The organism is Pseudoxanthomonas daejeonensis (genome assembly GCF_022637495.1).
Lineage (GTDB): Bacteria > Pseudomonadota > Gammaproteobacteria > Xanthomonadales > Xanthomonadaceae > Pseudoxanthomonas > Pseudoxanthomonas daejeonensis.
In genome coordinates this window covers 3,209,150-3,230,641 of sequence record NZ_CP093331.1, presented here as the reverse complement: position 1 = coordinate 3,230,641, position 21,492 = coordinate 3,209,150, and the positions used below count along the sequence as shown (strand labels likewise).

Sequence of the window (21,492 nt, the reverse complement as noted above, 5' to 3'; positions counted from 1 at the left end):
GCGCGACGAACCTGAACAGGCGTCGAGAATTCCACGACAGGCGGGCCGGGGTTCAGTCGCGCGGCGGTGGCGGCGCCAGCACGCTGCGGTCGCCGTTGTGCTCGGGCGGCGTGACCACGCCGGCCGCTTCCATCGCCTCGATCAGGCGCGCGGCGCGGTTGTAGCCGATCTTCAGGCGTCGCTGGACACCGGAAATCGAAGCGCGGCGGGTCTCGGTGACGATGCGCACCGCCTCGTCGTACAGCGGGTCGGATTCGTCGCCGCCACCGCCGCCGGACTCGGGCAAGCCGGTCGCGCCGACAACCACCCCGTCGCCCATGGTCTGCACCTCGTCCAGCACGCCTTCAATGTAGTCGGCGCGGCCACTGGCTTTGAGGTGTTCCACCACGCGATGTACTTCCTCGTCGCTGACGAAGGCACCGTGGATGCGCTCGGGCATGGCCGTGCCCGGCGGCAGGTAGAGCATGTCGCCATGGCCGAGGAGGGTCTCGGCGCCGGACTGGTCCAGGATGGTGCGCGAGTCGATCTTGCTCGACACCTGGAACGCGATGCGGGTCGGGATATTGGCCTTGATCAGGCCGGTGATGACGTCCACCGAAGGGCGCTGGGTGGCCAGGATCAGGTGGATGCCGGCCGCGCGCGCCTTCTGCGCCAGTCGGGCGATGAGTTCTTCGACCTTCTTGCCGACGATCATCATCATGTCGGCGAATTCGTCGATGAAGATGACGATGAACGGCAGCGGCTCGAGCGGACGCGGTGCTTCGCCCAGCTCCGGGTTCGGCTTGAACAGCGGGTCCATCAGCGGCTGGCCGGCGTCCTGCGCGTCCCTGACCTTCTTGTTGAAGCCGGCCAGGTTGCGCACGCCGACCGCGCTCATCAGCTTGTAGCGGCGCTCCATCTCCGCCACGCACCAGCGCAGGCCGTTGCCGGCCTCCTTCATGTCGGTCACGACCGGTGCCAGCAGGTGCGGGATGTCCTGGTAGACGGACAGCTCCAGCATCTTCGGGTCGATCATCAGCATCCGCAGGTCTTTCGGGCTGGCCTTGTACAGCAGGCTCAGGACCATTGCGTTGACCGCCACCGACTTGCCCGAGCCGGTGGTGCCGGCGACCAGCAGGTGCGGCATGCGCGCCAGGTCGGCCACGGTCGGGCGGCCGGCGATGTCCTTGCCCAGCGCCAGGGTCAGCGGACTGGCGGACTTGTCGTATTCCTTGGAGCGCAGCAGCTCGGACAGATAGATCATCTCCCGTCCGGTATTGGGGATCTCCAGGCCGATCACCGACTTGCCCGGGATCACGTCGACCACGCGCACCGACTTCACCGACAGGCCGCGGGCGATGTCCTTGTCCAGCGAACTGATCTGGCTGACCTTCACGCCCGGCGCCGGTTCCATCTCGAAACGGGTGATCACCGGGCCCGGATAGGCGCCGACGACCTGCGCGTCGATACGGAAGTCCTTGAGCTTGAATTCGATCTGCCGCGACAGGGTCTCGAGCGTCTCCTCGGAATAGCCCTTGGTCTGCGGCTTGGGATCGTCGAGCAGGGCCAGCGGCGGCAGGCCGTCGGCGGTACCGCCGGCGCCCTGGAACAGCGGGATCTGGGTTTCGCGCTTGGCCCGCTCGCTCTTCTCCACCACCGGCGCGGCCGGCGGTTCGATCCGCACCGGCTCGCGGCGGGCCTGCCTGACCGCGTCGGTCTTGCGGACTTCCTCGCGCTCCTCGCGCAGGTCGCGGGTGCGCTTCCACTCTTCGGCCTGCTGGGTCTTGCGCCGCAGCAGGTCCGGTAGCGCGAGTACGCCGGCGCCGATCTTCTCCATCACCCAGAACCAGGACAGGCCGGTGGCCAGGGTGACCGAGACCAGCAGCAGCACGACCAGGAACAGGTTGGCGCCGAGTTCGCCGAAGCCGGTGGCCAGAGACTTGCCGACCAGCTGGCCGATCCCGCCGCCGGCCTGGCCCGGGTCACCGACGCCGCCGGTTCCGATCATCCGCAGGTGCAGCAGGCCGGTCAGCGAAATGAGGAAAGCGACGATGCCGACCAGGCGCAGCGCCGGGCCGAGCTCGTCTTCCTCGCCCAGGCCGAACAGCGCAATCCATGCCACCGCGCCGATGATCACGGGCAGGACGAATGCGGCGTAGCCGAACAGCTGGATCAGGACATCGGCGATCCAGGCGCCCGCCAGTCCGCCCAGGTTCTGCACCTGGCCGGTCACGCTGCCGCTGTTGGACCAGCCCGGGTCGTCGGGCGAATAGCTCACCAGGCATGCGAGCAGGTACAGCAACAGTGGCGCGATGACGATCAGCGCAAGGTCGCGCCACAGGCGTTGACGTCGCGGACTGGCCGCGCCGGCGTCGTCGCGCGCGTTCGTGCCGCGGCTGGACTTGCTGCGTTCCGTCAATGCCTTGGCCACGTCTGAAGATTGATCCTATGGTCCGGAAGCGCGGGTCTGGAAGCGCTCGCAGAATGCGATGTTAGGCCTTGATCTTAAACGCTTCTGTCAGCCATTGCCTAGCGCTGCATGGCATCCCCGGATTTGTCCGGGGACCTGCGCCGCGGCCGGACCCGTCCTTGATTCGCCCCGGTACGGCCGCCACTCTATACGCCGACCTTCCCTCATCTTCTCCGGACTGCATGACCGCCACCAAGCATTCGCGCCTGCTCATCCTCGGTTCCGGCCCCGCCGGCTGGACCGCTGCCGTCTACGCCGCCCGTGCCAACCTCAAGCCGGTGGTGATCACCGGCCTGCAGCAGGGTGGCCAGCTGATGACCACCACCGAGGTCGACAACTGGCCCGGCGACGCGCACGGCCTGATGGGCCCGGACCTGATGACCCGGATGCAGGCCCATGCCGAACGCTTCGATACCGAGGTCATCTTCGACCACATCCACACTGCCGACCTGTCGAAGAAGCCGTTCACCCTGAGCGGCGACAACGCCACCTACACCTGCGACGCCCTGGTCATCGCCACCGGCGCGACCGCCAAGTACCTGGGCATCGAGTCGGAGGAGAAGTTCAAGGGCCGCGGCGTATCCGCCTGCGCCACCTGCGACGGCTTCTTCTACCGCGACCAGGACGTGGTCGTGGTCGGTGGCGGCAACACCGCCGTGGAAGAGGCGCTGTACCTGTCCAACATCGCCCGCAAGGTCTACCTGGTGCATCGCCGCGACACCCTGCGGGCGGAGAAGATCATGCAGGACAAGCTGTTCGCGAAGATCCAGGCCGGCAAGATCGAACCGGTCTGGCACCACGCCGTCGACGAGGTGCTCGGCGACGACGCGGGCGTGACCGGGGTACGGGTGAAGTCGGTGCAGGACGGCAGCACCCGCGACATCGCCGCGCATGGTTTCTTCGTCGCCATCGGCCACCATCCCAACACCGGCCTGTTCGAGGGCCAGCTGGCGATGGACAACGGCTACCTGGAGATCCGCTCCGGCCTGGGCGGCAATGCGACCCAGACCTCGGTAGAAGGCGTGTTCGCCGCCGGCGACGTGGCCGACCAGCATTACCGGCAGGCGATCACCTCGGCCGGTTTCGGCTGCATGGCCGCGCTGGACGCAGAGCGCTACCTCGACAAGGGCGCCTGATGCGATGCCGCCGTCCCGACCCGGTACGGCGGCACGCTGACCGTCCGCGACGTCCTGGCGCCATGGCTCGGGGCAAGCGTCCGCGATGACCCTGCAGGTCCGCTTGCTGCCTGCGCTGGCGCAGGTCGACGCGGTGCAATGGGACGCGCTGCACGACGGCGCCAATCCATTCCTCTGCCATGCATTCCTCGAAGGCCTGGAGCGCCATGGCTGCCTGCGCGAGGACTGGGGCTGGACCCCGCGCCACCTGACCCTGTGGGAAGGCGAGCGACTGGTGGCGGCGGCACCGGGTTACCTCAAGGCCAACTCGCACGGCGAGTTCGTGTTCGACCACGCATGGGCCCATGCCTACGCGCGCCACGGACTGGATTACTACCCCAAGTGGCTGTTCGCGGCGCCCTACTCCCCGGTTACCGGGCCGCGCCTGCTCGCGCGCGATGAGGCATCCAGGCGTGCACTGCTTGCCGAGATCGCGCGGCGGACCGCGGCCGATGCCGTGTCGTCGGCCCACGTCAACTTCCACACCGAATCGGAAGACAGCCTGTTCGACGAGGACTGGCTGTCGCGGATAGACGTGCAGTACCACTGGCACAACCGGGATGGCTGGGCGGATTTCGATGCCTTCCTTGCCGCGATGGACCACAAGCACCGCAAGAACATCCGCCAGGAACGGGCGAAGGTGCAGCGCGCCGGGGTCGTCTTCCGTCGAGTGCATGGCGACGAAGCCACGCCCGGGGACCTCGATGCGATCCACCGCTTCTACCTGCAGACGTTTCGCGACTACGGCAACGCACCCGCACTGACCCGGGATTTTATCGGACACATTGCGCGAATAATGCCTCGCAATATATTGATAATATTGGCAATAAGTAATGGCGTCGCGGTCGCCGGTGCGCTCTGCCTGCGCGGTACCGATGCGCTGTACGGCCGCTACTGGGGCGCGGACGGGGTACTGCCGGGGCTGCACTTCGAGACCTGCTACTACCAGGGCATCGAGTATTGCCTGGAGCATGGTCTGGCGCGGTTCGAGCCCGGCGCGCAGGGCGAGCACAAGCTGGCCAGGGGCTTTCTCCCGGCCCTTGTCCGCAGTCGCCACCGGATCACCCATCCACAGTTCCGGCAGGCGCTGCGCGACTGGTGCACCGAGGAGACCAGTTCCGTGCAGCGGTATGCCGCCAACCTGGTCGCCCACTCGCCCTTCCGGGCATCGTCCTGATGGGCGCGGGCCACCCTAGACTCGCGTGATGGCTGCCCGACCCTACCTGCTGCCGGACGACCCCGGCGCGCCGTTTCCGCCGGCCAGCCAGGCCCTGCGCGAACCCGACGGCCTGCTCGCCGTGGGCGGCGACCTGTCGCCCGGGCGCCTGCTGGAGGCCTATCGCGGCGGCATCTTTCCCTGGTACTCGCGGGGCCAGCCGATCCTGTGGTGGAGCCCTGACCCGAGGATGGTGTTCCGCACCGATGCGGTGCACCTGTCCTCGCGGCTGCGTCGCGAACTGCGCCGCAGCCGCTGGTGCATCCGCGCCGATACCGCGTTCGATGCGGTGCTCGCCGCGTGCGCCGATACACCCCGCCCCGGGCAACGCGGCACGTGGATCACGCCGGAGATGCGACTGGCCTATGCGCGCCTGCACCGCCTGGGCCACGCCCACTCGGTGGAGGTGCTGGATGGAGACGGACAGCTGGCGGGCGGCATCTATGGCGTGGCGATCGGGCGGATGTTCTTCGGAGAGAGCATGTTCAGCGCCCAGCCCGGAGGCTCGAAGGTGGCTCTGGCGGCACTGGCCCGCCAGCTGGAGGGATGGGGCTGGCCGCTGCTCGATGCCCAGGTCGAGAATCCCCACCTCTACACGCTGGGGGGCGAGACCTGGCCGCGCGCGCGCTTCCTGGAATCAGTGGAAAAGCTGGTAGGCGAGCGTGGCCGGGATGGAAGCTGGACCGCGGCATTCGGCACCGTGCAGGCCTCGACGCTAGCCGCTGCGACCGCCTGTTAACATAATTTTTGCCTTTGCCGCCAGCCTGGCGTAAAATACCCGGCTTTCCGCCCGCCCGCGCCTAATCTGGAACCGCATGTCGAAAGACGACTCCATCGAGTTCGAAGGCACCGTCGCCGAGACGCTGCCCAACACCACGTTCAGGGTACGCCTGGAGAACGGGCATGAAATCATCGCCCACATCTCCGGCCGCATGCGCAAGAACTACATCCGCATCCTCACCGGCGACAAGGTGAAGGTGGAGATGACGCCGTACGACCTGACCAAGGGACGCATCACCTATCGCATGAAGTGATCGCCCACGGCATGATCGCCATGCGTGCGAAAGAAGGCGGCCATCGGCCGCCTTTTTCTTTGCGCGTCCTGATGGAAAAACACGACTGCTGAAGTGGGCAATGACGCATATCCGGGCGTTTGATATGAACGTGCCATTACTGTCGGCACCTCCATGACCTTGGTCATTGTCACCATAGGCAGGTTCACGAATCCGGGGTGGCGCATAGCCTGTGCGCGGTCCAATCCGGACCGGACCCGACCCCATATCGCCATGAACATCAAGCGTCTTTGCACTGCAGTGTTCCTCGCCAGCGCAGCGTTCGCCGCCAACGCCGCTGAAAGCACTTCGATCACCGATTGCGTCGACCTGAGCACCAACCAGGAGATCGTTCGTGGCGGTGGCGCCCAGAACATGTTGCTGCGCGACGGCGACGCCCACTACCTGGTCGGCTTCCGCGGCGACTGCAGTTCGCTGGCCACCGCGACCAGCATCGAGATCAGCACCGATGGCGCGGCCAACCGCCTCTGCCCGAAGGGCAGCAAGGTCAAGACCAACCGTTCGACGTGCAGCGTCGGCAAGGTCGAGTCGCTCGAAGCCGAAGAGTTCGCCAGCCGCAAGAAGCGCATCTCGCGCTGATTTCCGGCGCAGGACCGTCGCCTACCGTCTCCTCGTCGTGGCGGGCGGCGGCGGTCCTGCCATCTACGTGGCTTCAACTCGGGCCCGGCGTCGATAGCTCGATGCACCGCCGGAAGTCACCGCCCCTATCGGGCCAATGACGACGGTCATTGTCACCACAGGCAGATTCGCGACCCGTGCGGCGGCCCTAGCCTGAGTCCGGTCCAATCCGGGCCGGCGCCAGCCACACTGCCATGGATACCAAGCGTTTTCTCGCTGCCGCTTTCCTTGCGGGCATCGCCTTCGCGGCTACCGCCAACGAAGCCCCCGCGCTCACCACATGCATCGACCTAGGCCCGGACCGTGACATCACGCGCCACGGCAGCACGTCGTCCTTCAGCCTGCGCGATGGTGACAGCTACTATCACGTCGAATTGCGTGGCGCCTGCCACTCGTTGGCGTCGGCCCGGTCGGTTTCGATAAGGTCCCAGGGCGTCGACAACCGCGTGTGCCCGAAAGGGACCCGGGTACAGACCCGCTACGACATCTGCCAGGTGAAGCGGATCGAAGCGATCGGAGTTTCGCCTGCTGCTGCGCACCCGCATTGAACCCGCGGACCATGACTGCCGCCGGGTACGAGGCGTGAGACATTCCGGTCGCCGCGCATGCTGGCCACTAGCGCGCCGGGGCTCTCGCCACCCGGCGCGCGTGCAGGGTCACACTGTCGCGGGCAACAGCCGTTCCGGCTCGGAGTGGCTCTCCACCACGAGCACCCCATCGACGACGTCGATGTCGACCCGGCCGCCGTCGACCAGCTTGCCGAACAGCAGTTCGTCGGCCAGAGGGCGCTTGATCTTGTCCTGGATCACCCGTGCCATCGGCCGGGCGCCCATCAGCGGGTCGAAGCCGTGCTGCGCCAGCCACTCGCGGGCGGTCGGCGAAGCCGACAGGGCCACGTGCTTTTCGTTGAGCTGCATTTCCAGCTCGATCAGGAACTTGTCGACCACACGCAGGATGTGTTCGAAGCCCAGCGGCTGGAACTGCACCACCGCGTCGAGGCGGTTGCGGAACTCGGGGCTGAAACCGCGGCGGATCGCTTCCATCGCGTCGGTCGAGTGATCCTGCCGGGTGAAGCCGATCGAACGCCGCGACGCCTGCGCCGCCCCTGCATTGGTGGTCATTACGATCACCACGTTCTTGAAGTTCGCTTCGCGCCCGTTGGTGTCGGTCAGCACGCCGCGGTCCATGACCTGGAGCAGGATGTTGAAGATGTCCGGGTGCGCCTTCTCGACCTCGTCCAGCAGCAGCACGCAGTGCGGCGTCTTGACGATCTTCTCGGTCAGCAGGCCGCCCTGGTCGAAACCGACATAGCCCGGAGGCGCGCCGATCAGGCGCGACACCGAGTGCGGTTCCATGTACTCGGACATGTCGAAGCGGACCAGCTCGATGCCCAGCTGCAACGCCAGCTGCTTGGTCACTTCGGTCTTGCCCACGCCGGTGGGCCCGGCGAACAGGAAGTTGCCGATCGGCTTGTCCGGGTTGGCCAGGCCGCTGCGCGCCAGCTTGATCGCCGAGGCCAGCGTCTCGATCGCCGGATCCTGGCCGAAGATCACCATCTTCAGGTTGCGCTCCAGGTGCTGGAGCACGTCCTTGTCGGTGGCGCTGACCTGCTTGGCGGGGATCCGCGCCATCTTGGCGACGATGGTCTCGATCTCCTCGACGTCGATCAGCTCCTTGCGCGTGCTGGGCGGCAGCAGGCGCTGGCGCGCGCCGGCTTCGTCGATCACGTCGATGGCCTTGTCGGGCAGCAGCCGGTCGGCGATGTGCTTGACCGACAGCTCCACGGCCGCCTGCAGCGCCTCGTCGGCGTAGGTGACGCCATGGTGGGCCTCGTAACGGGGCTTGAGGCCCTGCAGGATCTCGTAGGTCTCGCCCACGGTCGGTTCGACGATGTCGATCTTCTGGAAGCGGCGGGCCAGCGCCCGGTCCTTCTCGAAGATGCCGCGGTACTCCTGGAACGTGGTCGAGCCAATGCAGCGCAGCTCGCCGGACGCCAGTGCCGGCTTGATCAGGTTGGAGGCATCCATGGTGCCGCCGGAGGCCGAGCCGGCACCGATGATGGTGTGGATCTCGTCGATGAACAGGATCGCGCCGGGGATCTTCCTGATCGACGAAAGCACGCCCTTCAGGCGCTTCTCGAAGTCGCCGCGATACTTGGTCCCGGCCACCAGCGCGCCCAGGTCCAGTGCGTAGATCACCGCGTCCGACAGCACGTCCGGGACCTCGCCTTCGACGATCCGCTTGGCCAGGCCCTCGGCGATCGCGGTCTTGCCCACGCCGGCCTCGCCGACGTACAGCGGGTTGTTCTTGCGCCGGCGGCACAGCACCTGGATGGTGCGCTCGATCTCGTCGGCGCGGCCGACCAGCGGGTCGATCTTGCCGATCCGCGCCTGTTCGTTGAGGTTGGTCGCGTACTCGGCCAGGGCATCGGTCTTGCCGTCGCCCTCGCCGGCCTCGGCCTTGCCCTCGCCGTCGCTCGGCGCCGACGAGCCGCTGTCCTGTTCGTCGCCGAGCTTGGCGATGCCATGGGACAGGTAATTGACGACGTCCAGCCGGGTGACGTCCTGCTGGGTCAGGAAATAGACCGCGTGCGAATCCTTCTCGCCGAAGATGGCGACCAGCACGTTGGCGCCGGTCACCTCCTTCTTGCCGGAGGATTGCACGTGGTAGACGGCCCGCTGCAGCACGCGCTGGAATCCGAGCGTGGGCTGGGTGTCGCGCCCGTCGTCTTCGGCCAGGCGCGAGACGGAGGCCTCGATGGCCTGGTCGAGCTCGCCGCGCAGGCGGCCGGAATCGGCCCCGCACGCCCTGAGCACGGCCTGGGCGGAAGGATTGTCGAGCAGCGCCAGCAACAGGTGCTCGACGGTCATGAATTCATGACGTGCTTCTCGAGCGCGCTTGTAGCACTGGCCGATGGTCTGTTCGAGGTCTTTGCTGAACATGGTGGACTCCGGCGGTATGCCAACAATATGCGGCCTGTTACCCGGAATTCCACAACCCCCTCGGATCGCTGCGTTCAGCCTGCGGCACGCCGGGGCGACCGGGCCCTCCGGCCCGGCAGGCCGCTCAGGCCTTTTCCATGCTGCACAGCAAGGGATGCTGGTTCATCCGCGAGAATTCATTGACCTGGGCGACCTTGGATTCGGCCACTTCCCGCGTGAAGACGCCGCAGACGCCGCGGCCGCGGGTATGCACGTGGAGCATCACCTGGGTGGCCCGTTCCATGTCCAGGGCGAAGAACTGCTGCAGCACCGCCACGACGAAGTCCATGGGGGTGTAATCGTCGTTGAGCAGGACCACCTGGTACATCGGCGGTGGCGCGACTTCGGGCTTGCCCGGATCGACCAGGGTCCCGTGTTCGTGTTCGTGTCGGGGGGTGTGGGGCATGGCCGCGATTATAACGGTCGCCTGCCGATGGACTCGATCGCGCTGGCTGCCGGACAATGCCGTCGCGCCACCATCACAACTCAAACCAGGGATTCCCATGTCGCTGCGTCGCCTCGCCGTCCTGCTCCTGCTGGTCCTCCTCCCGCTTTCCGCCCTCGCAGCACCGAAAGCCGATCCGTCGGTAGCCGCAATGCTCGACGAGCTGGGCTACAAATACGAAGTGGATGGCGATGGTGATTACAAGATGATCATGGCCCTCGAGGGCAAGGACAACGCCGAGCGCAGCCAGCTGGTATTCGTCCGTTCGCCGGTGGAGACCTATGGCACCCATCGCATCCGCGAGATCTGGTCGCCCGCCTACAAGTCCAGCGGCGCCTTCCCGGGGCCGGTCGCCAACCGGCTGCTGGAAGCGTCGAACGACCTCAAGCTCGGCGCCTGGGTCAAGCACAACGGGCATGCGCTGCTCGTGGTGAAGCTCGACGCCGCAGCCGGTGCCGAGGCGCTGGACCAGGCGATCAACGCCGCGGTGACCAGCGCCGACGAAATGGAGCGGGAACTGGCTGGCGATCCCGACAGCGACGAGTTCTGAGCCGTTGGCTTCCCTGCCCGTCCGTGATTGGCATCCCGACGTGACCGTGGCGAGCGTGATCGCCCGTGACGGGCGCCTGTTGCTGGTCGAAGAGCGCATCGAGGGTCGTCTGGTCCTGAACCAGCCGGCTGGCCACCTCGAGCCGGGCGAGACCCTCGCCGAGGGGGCGGTGCGCGAGACCCTCGAGGAAACCGGCTGGGAGATCGCCGTGGAGGCCTTCATCGGCACCTACCAGTGGACCGCGCCGGGCGGGCAGCAGTACCTGCGGTTCGCCTTTGCCGGCCGGGCAGTGGCCCATGATCCGTCACGCCGGCTGGACGAGGGCATCGAGCGTGCCGTCTGGCTGACGCCGGCCGAACTGCGTGCGCGGGCCGGCGACCACCGCAGCCCGCTGGTCTGGCAGGTCGCCGCCGACTGGCTGGCCGGGCGGCGCCATCCGCTGTCGCTGGTGCAGGCGCTGTGACCCTGCCGGCCTGCATGGAGGCATGTCGATGAGCGCGCCGCGCACGGTGGTCGGCGTGTCCGGTGGCGTCGACTCCTCGGTGGCCGCCTGGCTGCTGGCCCGCTCCGGCGAGTCCATCGCGGGCCTGTTCATGCAGAACTGGGACGACGACGGCAGCGGAGAGTGCCGTGCCGAGGAGGATCGCCGCGATGCGGTCGCCGTCTGCGGCCGGCTCGGCATCCCGTTCCATTTCCGCGACTTCTCGAAACAGTACTGGGCCGGCGTGTTCGAGCACTTCCTGGCCGAATACGCCGCCGGGCGCACCCCCAACCCGGACGTGCTGTGCAACCGCGAGGTCAAGTTCAAGCACTTCCTGGACGCGGCCCGCGAGCTGGGGGCCGAACGCATCGCCACCGGCCATTACGCGCAGGTCGTCGAATCCGGCGGCCGCTGGCGGCTGCTGCGCGGCGCCGACCGCGACAAGGACCAGAGCTACTTCCTGCACCAGCTCGGCCAGGCCCAGCTGGCCGCCACCGTCTTCCCGATCGGCCACCTGCCCAAGGCGCAGGTGCGCCAGATGGCGCGCGAAGCAGGGCTTGCCAACCATGCCAAGAAGGACTCGACCGGCATCTGTTTCATCGGCGAGCGTGATTTCCGCGAATTCCTCGGCCGCTACCTGCCTGCGCAGCCGGGCGAGATCCGAGATCCGGACGGGGTGCGGATCGGCATGCACCCGGGCGTCTTCTACTTCACCCTCGGCCAGCGCGAGGGCCTGAACATCGGCGGCGTGCGCGGCCGGCAGGCGGCGCCGTGGTACGTGGTCGGCAAGGACGTGGCGGGCAACGTCCTCTATGTCGACCAGGACCGCGACAGTCCGTGGCTGCAGTCGCACGCGCTGCGCAGCGAGGCGATGCACTGGGTCGAGGGCGCACCGCCGGCGACCATGTTCGACTGCACCGCGCAGGTCCGCTACCGGCAGCAGGAAGAACCCTGCCACGTGCGCGTCGAGGAGGACGGCAGCGTCTCGGTGCGATTCGTGCGCGCCCAGCGTGCAGCCACGCCCGGACAGTCGCTGGTGCTCTACGACGGCATGGCGTGCCTGGGCGGTGCCGTGATCGATTCCACCGACGCACCGTCGCCGGGGCGCTAGGGCACCCTTTTCTCCCTTCCGATGGCGATGTGCAGGGCGATCGGCGCCAGACACGGGACGAACGTCACACTGCGGCGTCGCATTTCTTCGCCCACCACCTGCGACGCCCGCCTGCGCTCGCGATCGGGCATGGGCGCGGTCGCGGTCGCAACCGCCGGTTAGAATGGACGCATGACTTCTCCCTACGATGATCGCGTGCTGGCGCTGGCCGGCCTGGCCCAGGCGCTGCAACAGGTACGCCGTATCGCCGAGACCGGCCAGAGCGAAACCGGCGCCGCGCGCCCGGTGCTGGACAGCGTGTTCCGCATCGACGCCGACTCCACCGCCCAGATCTACGGCGGCGTGCGCACGCTCGAACCCGGCCTGCGCGTGCTCGCCGACTACCTCGGCAGCCGTGGCGACGACCCGATGCTGCCGCGGCTGGCCTGGGCCACGATCCAGCTCGAGCGCCGGTTCACCGGCGAGCCCAACACCCTGGCCGCGGTGGCCAACGGCATCGCCGCGATCGCCCCGCAGGCCGAAGAACACGACAGCACCCATCCGGAGGTGCTGGCCGCGCTGGGCGGGCTGTATGCGGACACCATCAGCCACCTGCGGCCGCGGATCATGGTCCAGGGCAACCCGCATTACCTCGGCCAGCCCGGCGTGGTCTCGGAAATACGCGCCCTGCTGCTGGCCGCGGTGCGCTCGGCACTGCTGTGGCGCCAGGTCGGCGGCCACCCGTGGCAGTTCCTGCTCGCCCGCCGGGCGATGTTGGAAGCGGTCGGCGGACAACTGCGCTGAGCACGCTACCGGCGCGTGAAGGCGCCGGTCGTGCTAAAGCCCCCCGGGCTGCGGCCGATACTGCGAACGTAGCTCCGCAGAGATCGCCCATGGACCCCCGACTGATTATCCGCATGGCAGCACCGCTGGTGCTGACGCTCCTCACCCCTCTCGCCATCGGCTTTGACTGGCCGCCTGCGGTGCGCTGGGCCATCCTGACGACGCTTACCCTGAGCTGGTTCGGCTTCGCGGCATGGCTGCTGTTGCGCGGGGCCGGCACGCCGGCGCGCTCGCCCGAACACCAGCGCGTCCTGCGCGAGCAGGAACAGCTGCTCGGCGACCTGCGCAGCTTCGTCGGCAAGGAAATCGACGGTTCGCGCCACGAGGTCGAGCGCGCCCGTGAACTGATCCGCCAGGCCGTTGCCGGCCTGGGCGGCAGCTTCGATGCGATGAACCGCAAGTCGCGCCAGCAGGGATCGGCGATGGCCCGGATCATCGCCGACCAGGACGGCGCCGGCGGCGTGGATGTCGCCCGCTTCGCCCAGCACGCCAGCTCGCGCATGGAGCAACTGGTGGAGGCGCTGGAACAGGTCGCCGGGCAGAGCACCGTCACCGTGCAGCACATCGACCAGATGGCACAGCACCTGGACGGCATCTTCGCCCTGCTGGAAGACGTCAAGTCGATCGCCGACCAGACCAACCTGCTGGCGTTGAACGCGGCGATCGAAGCGGCGCGCGCCGGCGAGGCCGGGCGTGGCTTCGCGGTGGTCGCCGACGAGGTGCGCAACCTCTCCGAGCGGTCGACCACCTTCAACGAGCAGATCCGCAAGCTCGCGCACAGCTCCAAGGACGCGATCCAGAAGGTCCGCGAAACGGTCACGCAGATGGCCTCGCGCGACCTGGACCGTTCCCGCGAAGCCCGTGCCGAAGCCGCGCAGATGCTGCAGAACGTCGCGGCGATCAACAGCTCGCTGGGCGATGGCATGCGCGAGATCTCCGAATGCGGCCGTGCCATCGACGGCTCCGTCGCCGAAGCGGTGCGCGCCCTGCAGTTCGAGGACATCGCCACCCAGGCCCTGGGCGGCGCACACGTGCACCTGGACCGCCTCGATGCGATCAACCGCGAAGCGCTGGCCCTGCAGGAGCTGCTCCATCGCAGCAACGGCGCGGCCGACGAGGACGTGATGCGCGCATTGCAGCGCCTGGGCCAGCGCCTGCGCGACCTGCGCGGCGACTGGGAACAGCCGCCGCACAAGCCGGTGGCCCAGCAGAGCATGGGTGCCGGTACCGTCGAGCTGTTCTGAGATGGAACATTACGGGATGCCGTCGCGCGATACCGGTGCGGCCCTCCCCGCCAGGCCCCGGCCCCAAGCCGGGGCCTTGGCCTTTGCCGGCAGCGAGGCGGCCATGGAAGCCGCCCCTGTCCCGGCACCCGATCAGTCGGTGGCGACGGCGAACGCCGGGAGTGAAGCTGCCTCCCCCGCCGCCCGCAAGGCGGTCCTGTCCCGCCTGGAGCAGCTCGCCAACGACGAGATCGGAGCGGCACGGGCGCTGGTGGACGCGAAGCAGATGGCCGACGTGCTGGCCGCCTGCATCGATTGGGACCTGGACTCCTCGACCGGCTGAGGCTTCGGCAGGCTGACGCCGTCATCGCAACGCGCCAGGCGCGCGCCGCCTGCAGCCCGCACCGCCTCCCGGTTGCAACGCGTGCCCCGGGGAAGCCTCAGGCGTCCTCGCGATGCTGACGTGACCGGGCCTGCGCACCTGCGCAGATCGGCTTCGGTACCGACCACGCAAGCACGTGACCTCCAGATCCCTTCCACAAAAAAAAGGGCCGCCACCGGCAGCCCTTTCCATATCCCGGGGGAGTCCTCAGCGGCCGTGCGATGCCAGGCCCGCGGTCCAGCCGGCAGGGCCGGCCTCGGGCGACAGCTGGCGCAGCCACTGCGCCAGTTCGCGTGGCGGCAGCGGCCGCGTGTACAGGTAGCCCTGGATCTCGTCGCAGCCCCAGCGGGCGAGCTGCGCCTGTTCTTCCAGCGTTTCCACCCCTTCGGCGACCACGCGCATGCCCAGCGCATGGCCCAGGTGGATGATGGCCTGGGTGACTTCACCGGCATTGGCATCACGCAGCATGTCGGTGACGAAGCTGCGGTCGATCTTCAGGCGCTGCACCGGGAATCGGTTGAGGTACTGCAGGTTGGAGAAGCCGGTGCCGAAATCGTCCACCGCCAGCTGCACGCCATGGCGTTCGAACACCTGGAAGCAGTGCCGGACGTTGTCGCTGTCCACGATCAGGGCCGACTCGGTCAACTCGAGTTCCAACCGGCCCGGCGGCCAGCCGGCGCGCTGGCACAGGGTCACCACGCGCTCGGCGAAACCGCGGTCGCGCAGCTGCACGCCGGAGACATTGACCGCGATCCGGCCGAAATCGAGCCCGGCCGCATGCCAGGCCACGGCCTGGCGACAGGCCTGTGCGATCACCCACTCGCCCAGCCGCACGATCTCGCCGCACTGCTCGGCCACCGGGATGAACTCGCCCGGATGGCAATGGCCGGCGGGCCGGTGCCAGCGCAGCAGGGCCTCGATGCCCGGCGCCTGCCCATCGCGCAGGCTGACCTGCGGCTGGTAGACCAGGCTGAATTCCTCGCGTTCCAGCGCCCCGCGCAGCGAATGCTCGATCTCGAGCCGGCGCCGCGTCTGGCGGTGGATGTCCTGGTTGTGCAGCTGCCAGCTGTTGCGGCCGCGTTCGCGCGCGGCCCGCAGCGCGGCATGCGCCGCGCGCAGCAGGTCGTCGAAGGCATCGCCGTCGCGGCCGAGCAGCGCGATGCCGACGCTGGCGCCGACCTTGAGCTGTTCGCTGCCGAAGGCCAGCGGCTCGGAGAGCGCGGCGATCAGCCTCGCCGCCAGTGCCTCGGCGGCATCCGGGTCGGTCGGCCCGCGCAGCGCGACGAGGAATTCGTCGCCGCCAAGCCGGCCGAAGAACTCGCCGTTTCCGAGCGCGTGGTGCATGCGCCCGGCGGCGGCCTTGAGCATGGCGTCGCCGGCCGCATGGCCGAACGAATCGTTGATGTTCTTGAAGCCGTCCAGGTCCACCAGCAGCAACGACAGGCCTCCCTCGCCTGCTTCGTCCTGCGCCGCCATGATCGCCTCCTCGGCCTGGGCGCGCAGCAGGAAGCGGTTCGGCAGTCCCGTGAGGAGGTCGTAATGCGAGAGCAGTTCGATCCGCTCGCTGGTCTCGCGCTCGCGGGTGATGTCGCGGTACAGCGCGACCAGCCGCGGCGCCAGGCCCTGGCGCGTATCCATCTCGACCAGGACCTGCACCCACACGCGTTGTCCGCTGTGGCGGTAGAAGCACAGCTCCAGTTGTTCGGGCGGACCGCCTTCGACCAGCCGCGCCAACGCGGCCTCGAACGCCTCGCGCGAGTCGCGCGTGTACAGCGCCAGGGCATCGTCCAGGCCCAGCGGGCCCGGCGGCATGCCGTGGATGCGGCAGCATTCTTCGGTCCACTGCACGCGCCGGCTGACCGGCTCGATCTCGCAGCCGCCGATGTGGCCCAGCGACGAGACCCGGTCCAGCAGTTCGGTACGCCAGCGCAGCAGTGCATCGGCGTTGCGCTGCGCGGTCACGTCCTGGACCTGGCCGAGCACGCGGACGATGTGCCCGTCCGCGTCCATTTCCGGGCGCGCCCACGCCTGCAGCTGCAGGGGCGCACCCAGCGCATCGCCCACTTCCAGGTGGAAGTGCACCGGCTGGCCGTCGCGGCGCATGCGCCGCCACGCGCCACGCAGCGTCGAGGCTGCCGCGCGCGGCAGCCGCCGCAACCAGGCCCGGGCGCTGTCGCGCGGCTGGAACGGATGGCCGGCCAGGTGGTAGAGATCCGCCGGCCACCAGCCGCTGTCGCTGCGCGGATCCCAGGACCACGGCACCATCGCGGCGACGCGCTGGACGTCCTCGAGCAGCGCCTGCTGCCTGCGCAACTCGGTCTCGAGCTGCTTCTGTTCTTCGATCGCGGTATGGGTACCGACCATCCGCAAGGGCCGGCCGTCGGCCGACCAGGCCACGACGCGCCCGCTGTCGCGGACCCAGCGCCAGCTGCCGTCGCGGTGGCGCACGCGGTGCTCGCCGGCATAGACCCCGGCATGCCCGTCCAGGTGCGCCTGCACGCCACGGCGCACGCGCTCGATGTCGTCGGGATGGACCAGCGACAGCGCCGACTCCAGGCTGGTATCAGGCGCGTCGTCGGCGGTGTATCCAAGCATCGCCAGCCAGCTCTCCGAGCGGAACAGGCGGTTGGCGGCGATGTCCCAGTCCCACAGGCCATGCCCGGCACTGTCCAGCGCCACCTGCCAGCGGCCGACGCCTTCCGGATCAGGGATCCCCAGGGTGTAGGCCAGCACGCCCCCTTCCGGCGCGCGCACCGCGCGCAGCCATCCATCGAGCCGGCGTTGCGGCCCCGGCAGGCTGCAGGCCACTGCCTGCAGGCCGTCGGCGGCCAGGATCCGGCGCAGGTCCTGCAGCATCGGCGCATAGCGGGCCGCCGCATGCTGCAGGCCCAGCGCCTGCGCGGCCGGGTTCGCGGCCAACGGCATGCCCTCGCGATCGAGCACCAGCAGGGCGCTGTCGATCGGATGCTGCATCAGGCTAGCGATCGCACCCGCGTCCATGCCTGCACTCCATGCAATCGCCCGTAGCGGGTCGTCAAGGAGGTAGCGGCCGCCATGGACGTTTGTTGAGCCGTGCCTGTGCGCCCGCCCGCATCGGGCACGCATGCGCTGTGCACGCCGGGGGCACTGATATGCTTGCGATCCACGCCGGGGGGATCGATGCGCGCACAGGAAAAGCCAGAGACGCAGGGCCCCGCCCCGGCGGTCGGCATGCCACTGGTGGAATCGAAGGCGCGCGGCCTGGTGTGGCGCATCGCCCTGTTCTACGTCCTCCTGGGCATCTGCTGGATCCTGTTCAGCGACCAGCTCATCGCCAGCCTGTTCGCCGACGTCCGCACCGTCACCCGCCTGCAGAGCTGGAAGGGCGTGGTCTACATGGTGGGCACCGGCCTGCTGCTGTACCTGCTGCTGCGTCCGCTGGTCGATCGCCTGCTCCTTGCGCAGCAGCGACTCGTGAATTCCGAGTCGCGCTACCGGGAGATGTTCGAGGCCAGTCCCAGCCCGATGTGGACCTACGACCTGGAGACGATGCGGATCCTGGATTCCAACCCGGCGGCCAGCAGCTTCCTGGGCTGGTCGCGTGGCGAGTTGCGCGGCATGGAGATGCACATGCTGTGGCCCAGCGAAAGCCGGGAGTACTACGACGCCGGCGTGGCCGCCATCCGCGCCGCGCCCGACCAGCCCTACGCGCGGATCGAGCGCTTGCGGACCAGCGACGGCAGCCATCGCGACGTCGAGATGCGCAGTTCGGAACTGGTCTTCGTCGGCGGCAACCGCATCCGCCTGATCGTGACTTTCGACCGTACCCTGGAGCTGCAATCGCAGCGCTCCCGGGAGCAGGCCATGGCGCGCCTGCAGGAAGCACAGCGGCTGGCCCGGCTGGGCTCGTTCGAGATCGATTCGCAGACCCGTCGTGGCCACTTCAGCCCGATCCTGCAGCACCTGCTGGGCCAGGCCGGTGGCGACGACCGGGCCCGCGCATTGCAGGACGTGCTGGTCGCCGCCGATCCGGTCAACCAGGCGCGCCTGGACCAGCTGCTCGACGAACTGGCCAGCGGGCAGGCGCAGAAGATGGACGTGCTGTTGCCCTTCATCGGCACCAGCGGGCAGGAGCGCCTGCTGCGCCTGCGCGTGCAGGCCGTGGACGAGGACCGGCGCCGGCTCCTGCGTGGAACCGCGCAGGACGTCACCGAGGAGCAGCAGACACGGCGGTTGCTGGGCGAGCGCGAACAGCAGTTCGCGGAACTGATGAGGATCCTGCCCGATGGCGTGATGATCCTGTCCGGCGAACACGTGATCTACGCCAATCCGGCCTGCGCAGGACTGTTCGCCCGGCAGAGCGAGCGCCTGCTGGGCGAGCCGCTGTCGGCGCTGGTCGACGCACCCGACCTGGTGCGGCTGCGCGAATACCTGCAGTCGGGCGTTCCCGGCGAGGAGCCCTCGCCCTGCATGCGCCGCGAGGATGGCAGCACCTTCCGGGTCGCCCTGTCGTGCAGCGACGCACGCTACGGTGGGCAGCAGTGCAAGCTGCTGGTCATGCGCGACCTGAGCGAGCCCGAGCGCATGCGCTACGACCTGGCCAACAGCAACCAGGAACTGCAGGCAATGGGCCGGCAGCTGTTCACCGCGCAGGAGGACGAACGCCGGGCGATCTCCCGCGAGCTGCACGACGACATCGGCCAGGCGATCACCGCGATGAAGCTGTCCGCGTACGCCGCGATGGGTGAAGCCGACGCGGACCGGCGCCAGGAAGACCTGCATGCGCTGGCCGAAACCGCCGACACGACCCTGGACAAGCTGCGCAACCTGTCCATGCTGCTGCGCCCGCCGCAGCTGGACGCGCTGGGCCTGGAGGCGGCTTTGCGCTGGCACGCGGGCACGTTGATGCGCAACTCGCCGGTGCACCTGGAGCTGGATATCCAGGCCCTGCCGCAGCGCCCGGAGCGTGAGGTGGAGCAGGCCTGCTTCCGCATCGCCCAGGAGGGACTGACCAACGTCCTGCGCCATGCCCGTGCGCGCAGCGTGAGCCTGGCGCTGGAGGATGGCGAAGGCACCTGCCTGCGGCTGCGGATCGAAGATGACGGCCGCGGCTTCGAGCCGGCAGACGCCAGCGGCCTGGGCCTGGTGATCATGCGCGAGCGCGCGCAGAGCGTCGGCGGCCAGCTGCGCATCGACGCCCTGCCCGGCCGCGGCACCCGCATCCACCTCCAGCTGCCGTACGCGCAGCAGGCCACGTCCTGAACGCCATGCCCCCGATCCTGCCCGCATACGACCACGGCGGCGTAGCGGCACCGCCGCGCCTGGGCGCCGCCAACCCGGCGCTGCAGGCGATGGTCGACGACGCCCTGGCCGGTGGCGCGCCGCTGATGGTGGTGCACCTGGACATCGACCACTTCGCCTCGGTCAACGAGAACATGAGCGTGGCCGTGGGCGACCTGGCGCTTGACCTGCTGGCGCGCCGGCTGGAGGCTTCGCTGGAGGGCCGTGGCCGGCTGTGGCGGCATGGCAGCGACGAGTTCGTCGCCGCGATTCCCCTGGTTGCCGGCAGCCCCGATGCGACCGACGTGGCCTGGGCGCTGCAGCGCGAAGCGGAGCTGCCGCTGAGCGTGCTTCCGTACACCCTGTTCCTTACCGTCAAACTGGGCGTGAGCTTGTGCCCTGGCCACGCACAGGACGCCGACACGCTGCTGCGCACGGCCGAGATCGCCTCGCGCCAGGCCACCCATGGCGACGAGCGCATCCAGTTCTACGGCGGCCAGAGCCTGCAGAACGTCCACAACGAAAGCGTGATCGCGCGGCAGATCGTCGATGCGATCCCCAATGGCGAACTGCGCCTGCGCTTCCAGCCGGAGATCAGCGCCCGCGACGGCCGCGTGATCGGCATGGAAGCATTGGTGCGCTGGCAGTCGCCTAGCCTGGGGCTGCTGGTGCCCGAGCGCTTCATGCCCACGGCCGAGCGCCTGGGCGTGATCGTCCAGATCGGTGGCTGGGTGCTGGAGAACGCGATCGAGCAGCTGCGGCTGTGGCGCGAATCGGGCTTCGACGACCTGTTCGTCACGGTCAACGTCTCGACCCTGCAACTGCAGCGGCCCGGCTTCCCGGACGAGGTGCTCACCCTGCTGCGCCAGGCCGGCGTGCCGCCCGAGTGCCTGGTGCTGGAGATCAACGAAAGCGCGCTGGCCGCCAACGTCATCCCGGTCTACGAAGGGCTGGTCGCGCTGCGCCGCGAAGGCGTGGGCCTGGCCTTGGACAACTTCGGCACCGGCGATTCGAGCCTCAGCGCGCTGGTGCGCTACCCGGTCGACAAGCTCAAGATCGACCGCAGCTTCATCCGCAGCTCTCCTGCCGGCGAGCGCGAAACCGCGATCGTGCGCGCGATCATCGCGATGGGCCACCAGCTCAACATGAAAGTGATCGCCAACGGCGTGGAGACCGAAGCGCAACTGGGCTACCTGCGGCGCAGCGACTGCGACGTCTTCCAGGGCTACCTGTTCGGCGAGCCGATGCCGGCCGACGCCGCCGGCCTGGCCCTGCGCCGGCGCTACCTGCGCCCGGAACTGTTCGCCGCCAGCAAGCAGGACCAGACCCTGCTGCTGGTCGACGACGAGGAGAACGTGCTGCGCTCGCTGGTGCGCCTGTTCCGCCGCGACGGCTACCGGATCCTGGCCGCGGGCAACGTGCGCGATGCATTCGACCTGCTCGCCACCAACGACGTGCAGGTGATCCTCTCCGACCAGCGCATGAGCGACATGAGCGGCACCGAGTTCCTGGGCCGGGTGAAGATGCTCTACCCCGATACCGTGCGCATGGTCCTGTCCGGCTACACCGACCTGGCCACGGTCACCGACGCGATCAACCGCGGCGCGATCTACCGGTTCCTGACCAAGCCGTGGAACGACGACGAACTGCGCGAGCACATCCGCCAGGCGTTCCGTACCCACCAGGTGCGCCCGCCGATGGCGTGAG

The 21,492-nt window shown here is 68.6% G+C and carries 18 protein-coding genes; 14 read left to right on the top strand and 4 right to left on the bottom strand.

What is annotated here, in order from left to right; all coding sequences use genetic code 11:
• Positions 1-52: 52 nt before the first annotated feature.
• The gene (locus tag MNQ95_RS14510; protein ID WP_162410483.1) at positions 53-2,410 is read right to left on the bottom strand and encodes a DNA translocase FtsK; all 2,358 of its coding nucleotides are present in this window, start codon (positions 2,408-2,410) and stop codon (positions 53-55) included.
• A 221-nt stretch (positions 2,411-2,631) separates the two neighbouring features.
• On the opposite strand from MNQ95_RS14510, the gene trxB reads away from it, so the two are divergent.
• From trxB to MNQ95_RS14480, 6 genes are all read left to right on the top strand, one after another.
• Positions 2,632-3,585, top strand: coding sequence for a thioredoxin-disulfide reductase (gene trxB / locus MNQ95_RS14505; RefSeq protein ID WP_241953291.1), 954 nt, complete (start codon positions 2,632-2,634; stop codon positions 3,583-3,585).
• A gap of 85 nt (positions 3,586-3,670) precedes the next feature.
• Positions 3,671-4,801: a GNAT family N-acetyltransferase gene (locus tag MNQ95_RS14500; RefSeq protein ID WP_241953290.1), complete on the top strand. Its 1,131-nt coding sequence runs from the start codon at positions 3,671-3,673 to the stop codon at positions 4,799-4,801.
• A gap of 28 nt (positions 4,802-4,829) precedes the next feature.
• A complete protein-coding gene (gene aat, locus MNQ95_RS14495) occupies positions 4,830-5,579 on the top strand; it encodes a leucyl/phenylalanyl-tRNA--protein transferase (protein WP_241953289.1) in 750 nt (249 codons plus the stop codon).
• A 76-nt stretch (positions 5,580-5,655) separates the two neighbouring features.
• Complete coding sequence (infA, locus tag MNQ95_RS14490) at positions 5,656-5,874, top strand: translation initiation factor IF-1 (RefSeq protein ID WP_162311621.1); 219 nt, start codon at positions 5,656-5,658, stop codon at positions 5,872-5,874.
• 252 nt (positions 5,875-6,126) lie between these two features.
• On the top strand, positions 6,127-6,492 hold the full coding sequence (locus MNQ95_RS14485) for a hypothetical protein (protein WP_162410487.1): 366 nt from the start codon (positions 6,127-6,129) through the stop codon (positions 6,490-6,492).
• 233 nt (positions 6,493-6,725) lie between these two features.
• The gene (locus MNQ95_RS14480) at positions 6,726-7,079 is read left to right on the top strand and encodes a hypothetical protein (protein ID WP_241953288.1); all 354 of its coding nucleotides are present in this window, start codon (positions 6,726-6,728) and stop codon (positions 7,077-7,079) included.
• 108 nt (positions 7,080-7,187) lie between these two features.
• Here the strand turns inward: MNQ95_RS14480 and clpA are convergent, their stop codons facing one another.
• The gene (gene clpA, locus MNQ95_RS14475; RefSeq protein ID WP_241953287.1) at positions 7,188-9,473 is read right to left on the bottom strand and encodes an ATP-dependent Clp protease ATP-binding subunit ClpA; all 2,286 of its coding nucleotides are present in this window, start codon (positions 9,471-9,473) and stop codon (positions 7,188-7,190) included.
• A 124-nt stretch (positions 9,474-9,597) separates the two neighbouring features.
• Positions 9,598-9,918 (bottom strand): ATP-dependent Clp protease adapter ClpS, encoded by a 321-nt coding sequence (clpS, locus tag MNQ95_RS14470; RefSeq protein WP_162410490.1) that lies wholly within the window; start codon positions 9,916-9,918, stop codon positions 9,598-9,600.
• A gap of 97 nt (positions 9,919-10,015) precedes the next feature.
• On the opposite strand from clpS, the gene MNQ95_RS14465 reads away from it, so the two are divergent.
• From MNQ95_RS14465 to MNQ95_RS14440, 6 genes are all read left to right on the top strand, one after another.
• Positions 10,016-10,507 (top strand): YbjN domain-containing protein, encoded by a 492-nt coding sequence (locus tag MNQ95_RS14465; RefSeq protein WP_241953286.1) that lies wholly within the window; start codon positions 10,016-10,018, stop codon positions 10,505-10,507.
• A gap of 13 nt (positions 10,508-10,520) precedes the next feature.
• Complete coding sequence (locus MNQ95_RS14460; RefSeq protein WP_425605744.1) at positions 10,521-10,970, top strand: NUDIX hydrolase; 450 nt, start codon at positions 10,521-10,523, stop codon at positions 10,968-10,970.
• Positions 10,971-10,998: 28 nt separating this feature from the next.
• Entirely contained in the window at positions 10,999-12,099 is a 1,101-nt protein-coding gene (gene mnmA / locus MNQ95_RS14455; RefSeq protein ID WP_241953284.1) for a tRNA 2-thiouridine(34) synthase MnmA, read from the top strand.
• A 171-nt stretch (positions 12,100-12,270) separates the two neighbouring features.
• Positions 12,271-12,882, top strand: a complete 612-nt coding sequence (hflD, locus tag MNQ95_RS14450; protein ID WP_241953283.1) for a high frequency lysogenization protein HflD — start codon at positions 12,271-12,273, stop codon at positions 12,880-12,882.
• A gap of 89 nt (positions 12,883-12,971) precedes the next feature.
• The gene (locus tag MNQ95_RS14445) at positions 12,972-14,165 is read left to right on the top strand and encodes a methyl-accepting chemotaxis protein (protein ID WP_162410495.1); all 1,194 of its coding nucleotides are present in this window, start codon (positions 12,972-12,974) and stop codon (positions 14,163-14,165) included.
• Position 14,166: 1 nt separating this feature from the next.
• Positions 14,167-14,487: a hypothetical protein gene (locus MNQ95_RS14440; RefSeq protein ID WP_241953282.1), complete on the top strand. Its 321-nt coding sequence runs from the start codon at positions 14,167-14,169 to the stop codon at positions 14,485-14,487.
• A gap of 246 nt (positions 14,488-14,733) precedes the next feature.
• Here the strand turns inward: MNQ95_RS14440 and MNQ95_RS14435 are convergent, their stop codons facing one another.
• Entirely contained in the window at positions 14,734-17,526 is a 2,793-nt protein-coding gene (locus MNQ95_RS14435; RefSeq protein ID WP_241953281.1) for an EAL domain-containing protein, read from the bottom strand.
• 210 nt (positions 17,527-17,736) lie between these two features.
• On the opposite strand from MNQ95_RS14435, the gene MNQ95_RS14430 reads away from it, so the two are divergent.
• Complete coding sequence (locus MNQ95_RS14430; protein ID WP_241953280.1) at positions 17,737-19,767, top strand: PAS domain S-box protein; 2,031 nt, start codon at positions 17,737-17,739, stop codon at positions 19,765-19,767.
• A 5-nt stretch (positions 19,768-19,772) separates the two neighbouring features.
• Positions 19,773-21,491 carry an EAL domain-containing protein gene (locus MNQ95_RS14425; protein ID WP_162410499.1) on the top strand — a complete coding sequence of 573 codons (1,719 nt, stop codon included), beginning with the start codon at positions 19,773-19,775 and terminating at the stop codon, positions 21,489-21,491.
• The last annotated feature ends 1 nt before the right edge of the window (position 21,492 follow it).

Bases quoted from the DNA above. Each gene is read 5' to 3' on its own strand.
- trxB (WP_241953291.1), top strand. From the start codon at position 2,632: ATGACCGCCACCAAGCATTCGCGCCTGCTCATCCTCGGTTCCGGCCCC.
- MNQ95_RS14500 (WP_241953290.1), top strand. From the start codon at position 3,671: ATGACCCTGCAGGTCCGCTTGCTGCCTGCGCTGGCGCAGGTCGACGCG.
- aat (WP_241953289.1), top strand. From the start codon at position 4,830: ATGGCTGCCCGACCCTACCTGCTGCCGGACGACCCCGGCGCGCCGTTT.
- infA (WP_162311621.1), top strand. From the start codon at position 5,656: ATGTCGAAAGACGACTCCATCGAGTTCGAAGGCACCGTCGCCGAGACG.
- MNQ95_RS14485 (WP_162410487.1), top strand. From the start codon at position 6,127: ATGAACATCAAGCGTCTTTGCACTGCAGTGTTCCTCGCCAGCGCAGCG.
- MNQ95_RS14480 (WP_241953288.1), top strand. From the start codon at position 6,726: ATGGATACCAAGCGTTTTCTCGCTGCCGCTTTCCTTGCGGGCATCGCC.
- clpA (WP_241953287.1), bottom strand. From the start codon at position 9,473: ATGTTCAGCAAAGACCTCGAACAGACCATCGGCCAGTGCTACAAGCGC.
- clpS (WP_162410490.1), bottom strand. From the start codon at position 9,918: ATGCCCCACACCCCCCGACACGAACACGAACACGGGACCCTGGTCGAT.
- MNQ95_RS14465 (WP_241953286.1), top strand. From the start codon at position 10,016: ATGTCGCTGCGTCGCCTCGCCGTCCTGCTCCTGCTGGTCCTCCTCCCG.
- mnmA (WP_241953284.1), top strand. From the start codon at position 10,999: ATGAGCGCGCCGCGCACGGTGGTCGGCGTGTCCGGTGGCGTCGACTCC.
- hflD (WP_241953283.1), top strand. From the start codon at position 12,271: ATGACTTCTCCCTACGATGATCGCGTGCTGGCGCTGGCCGGCCTGGCC.
- MNQ95_RS14445 (WP_162410495.1), top strand. From the start codon at position 12,972: ATGGACCCCCGACTGATTATCCGCATGGCAGCACCGCTGGTGCTGACG.
- MNQ95_RS14440 (WP_241953282.1), top strand. From the start codon at position 14,167: ATGGAACATTACGGGATGCCGTCGCGCGATACCGGTGCGGCCCTCCCC.
- MNQ95_RS14435 (WP_241953281.1), bottom strand. From the start codon at position 17,526: ATGGACGCGGGTGCGATCGCTAGCCTGATGCAGCATCCGATCGACAGC.
- MNQ95_RS14430 (WP_241953280.1), top strand. From the start codon at position 17,737: ATGCCACTGGTGGAATCGAAGGCGCGCGGCCTGGTGTGGCGCATCGCC.
- MNQ95_RS14425 (WP_162410499.1), top strand. From the start codon at position 19,773: ATGCCCCCGATCCTGCCCGCATACGACCACGGCGGCGTAGCGGCACCG.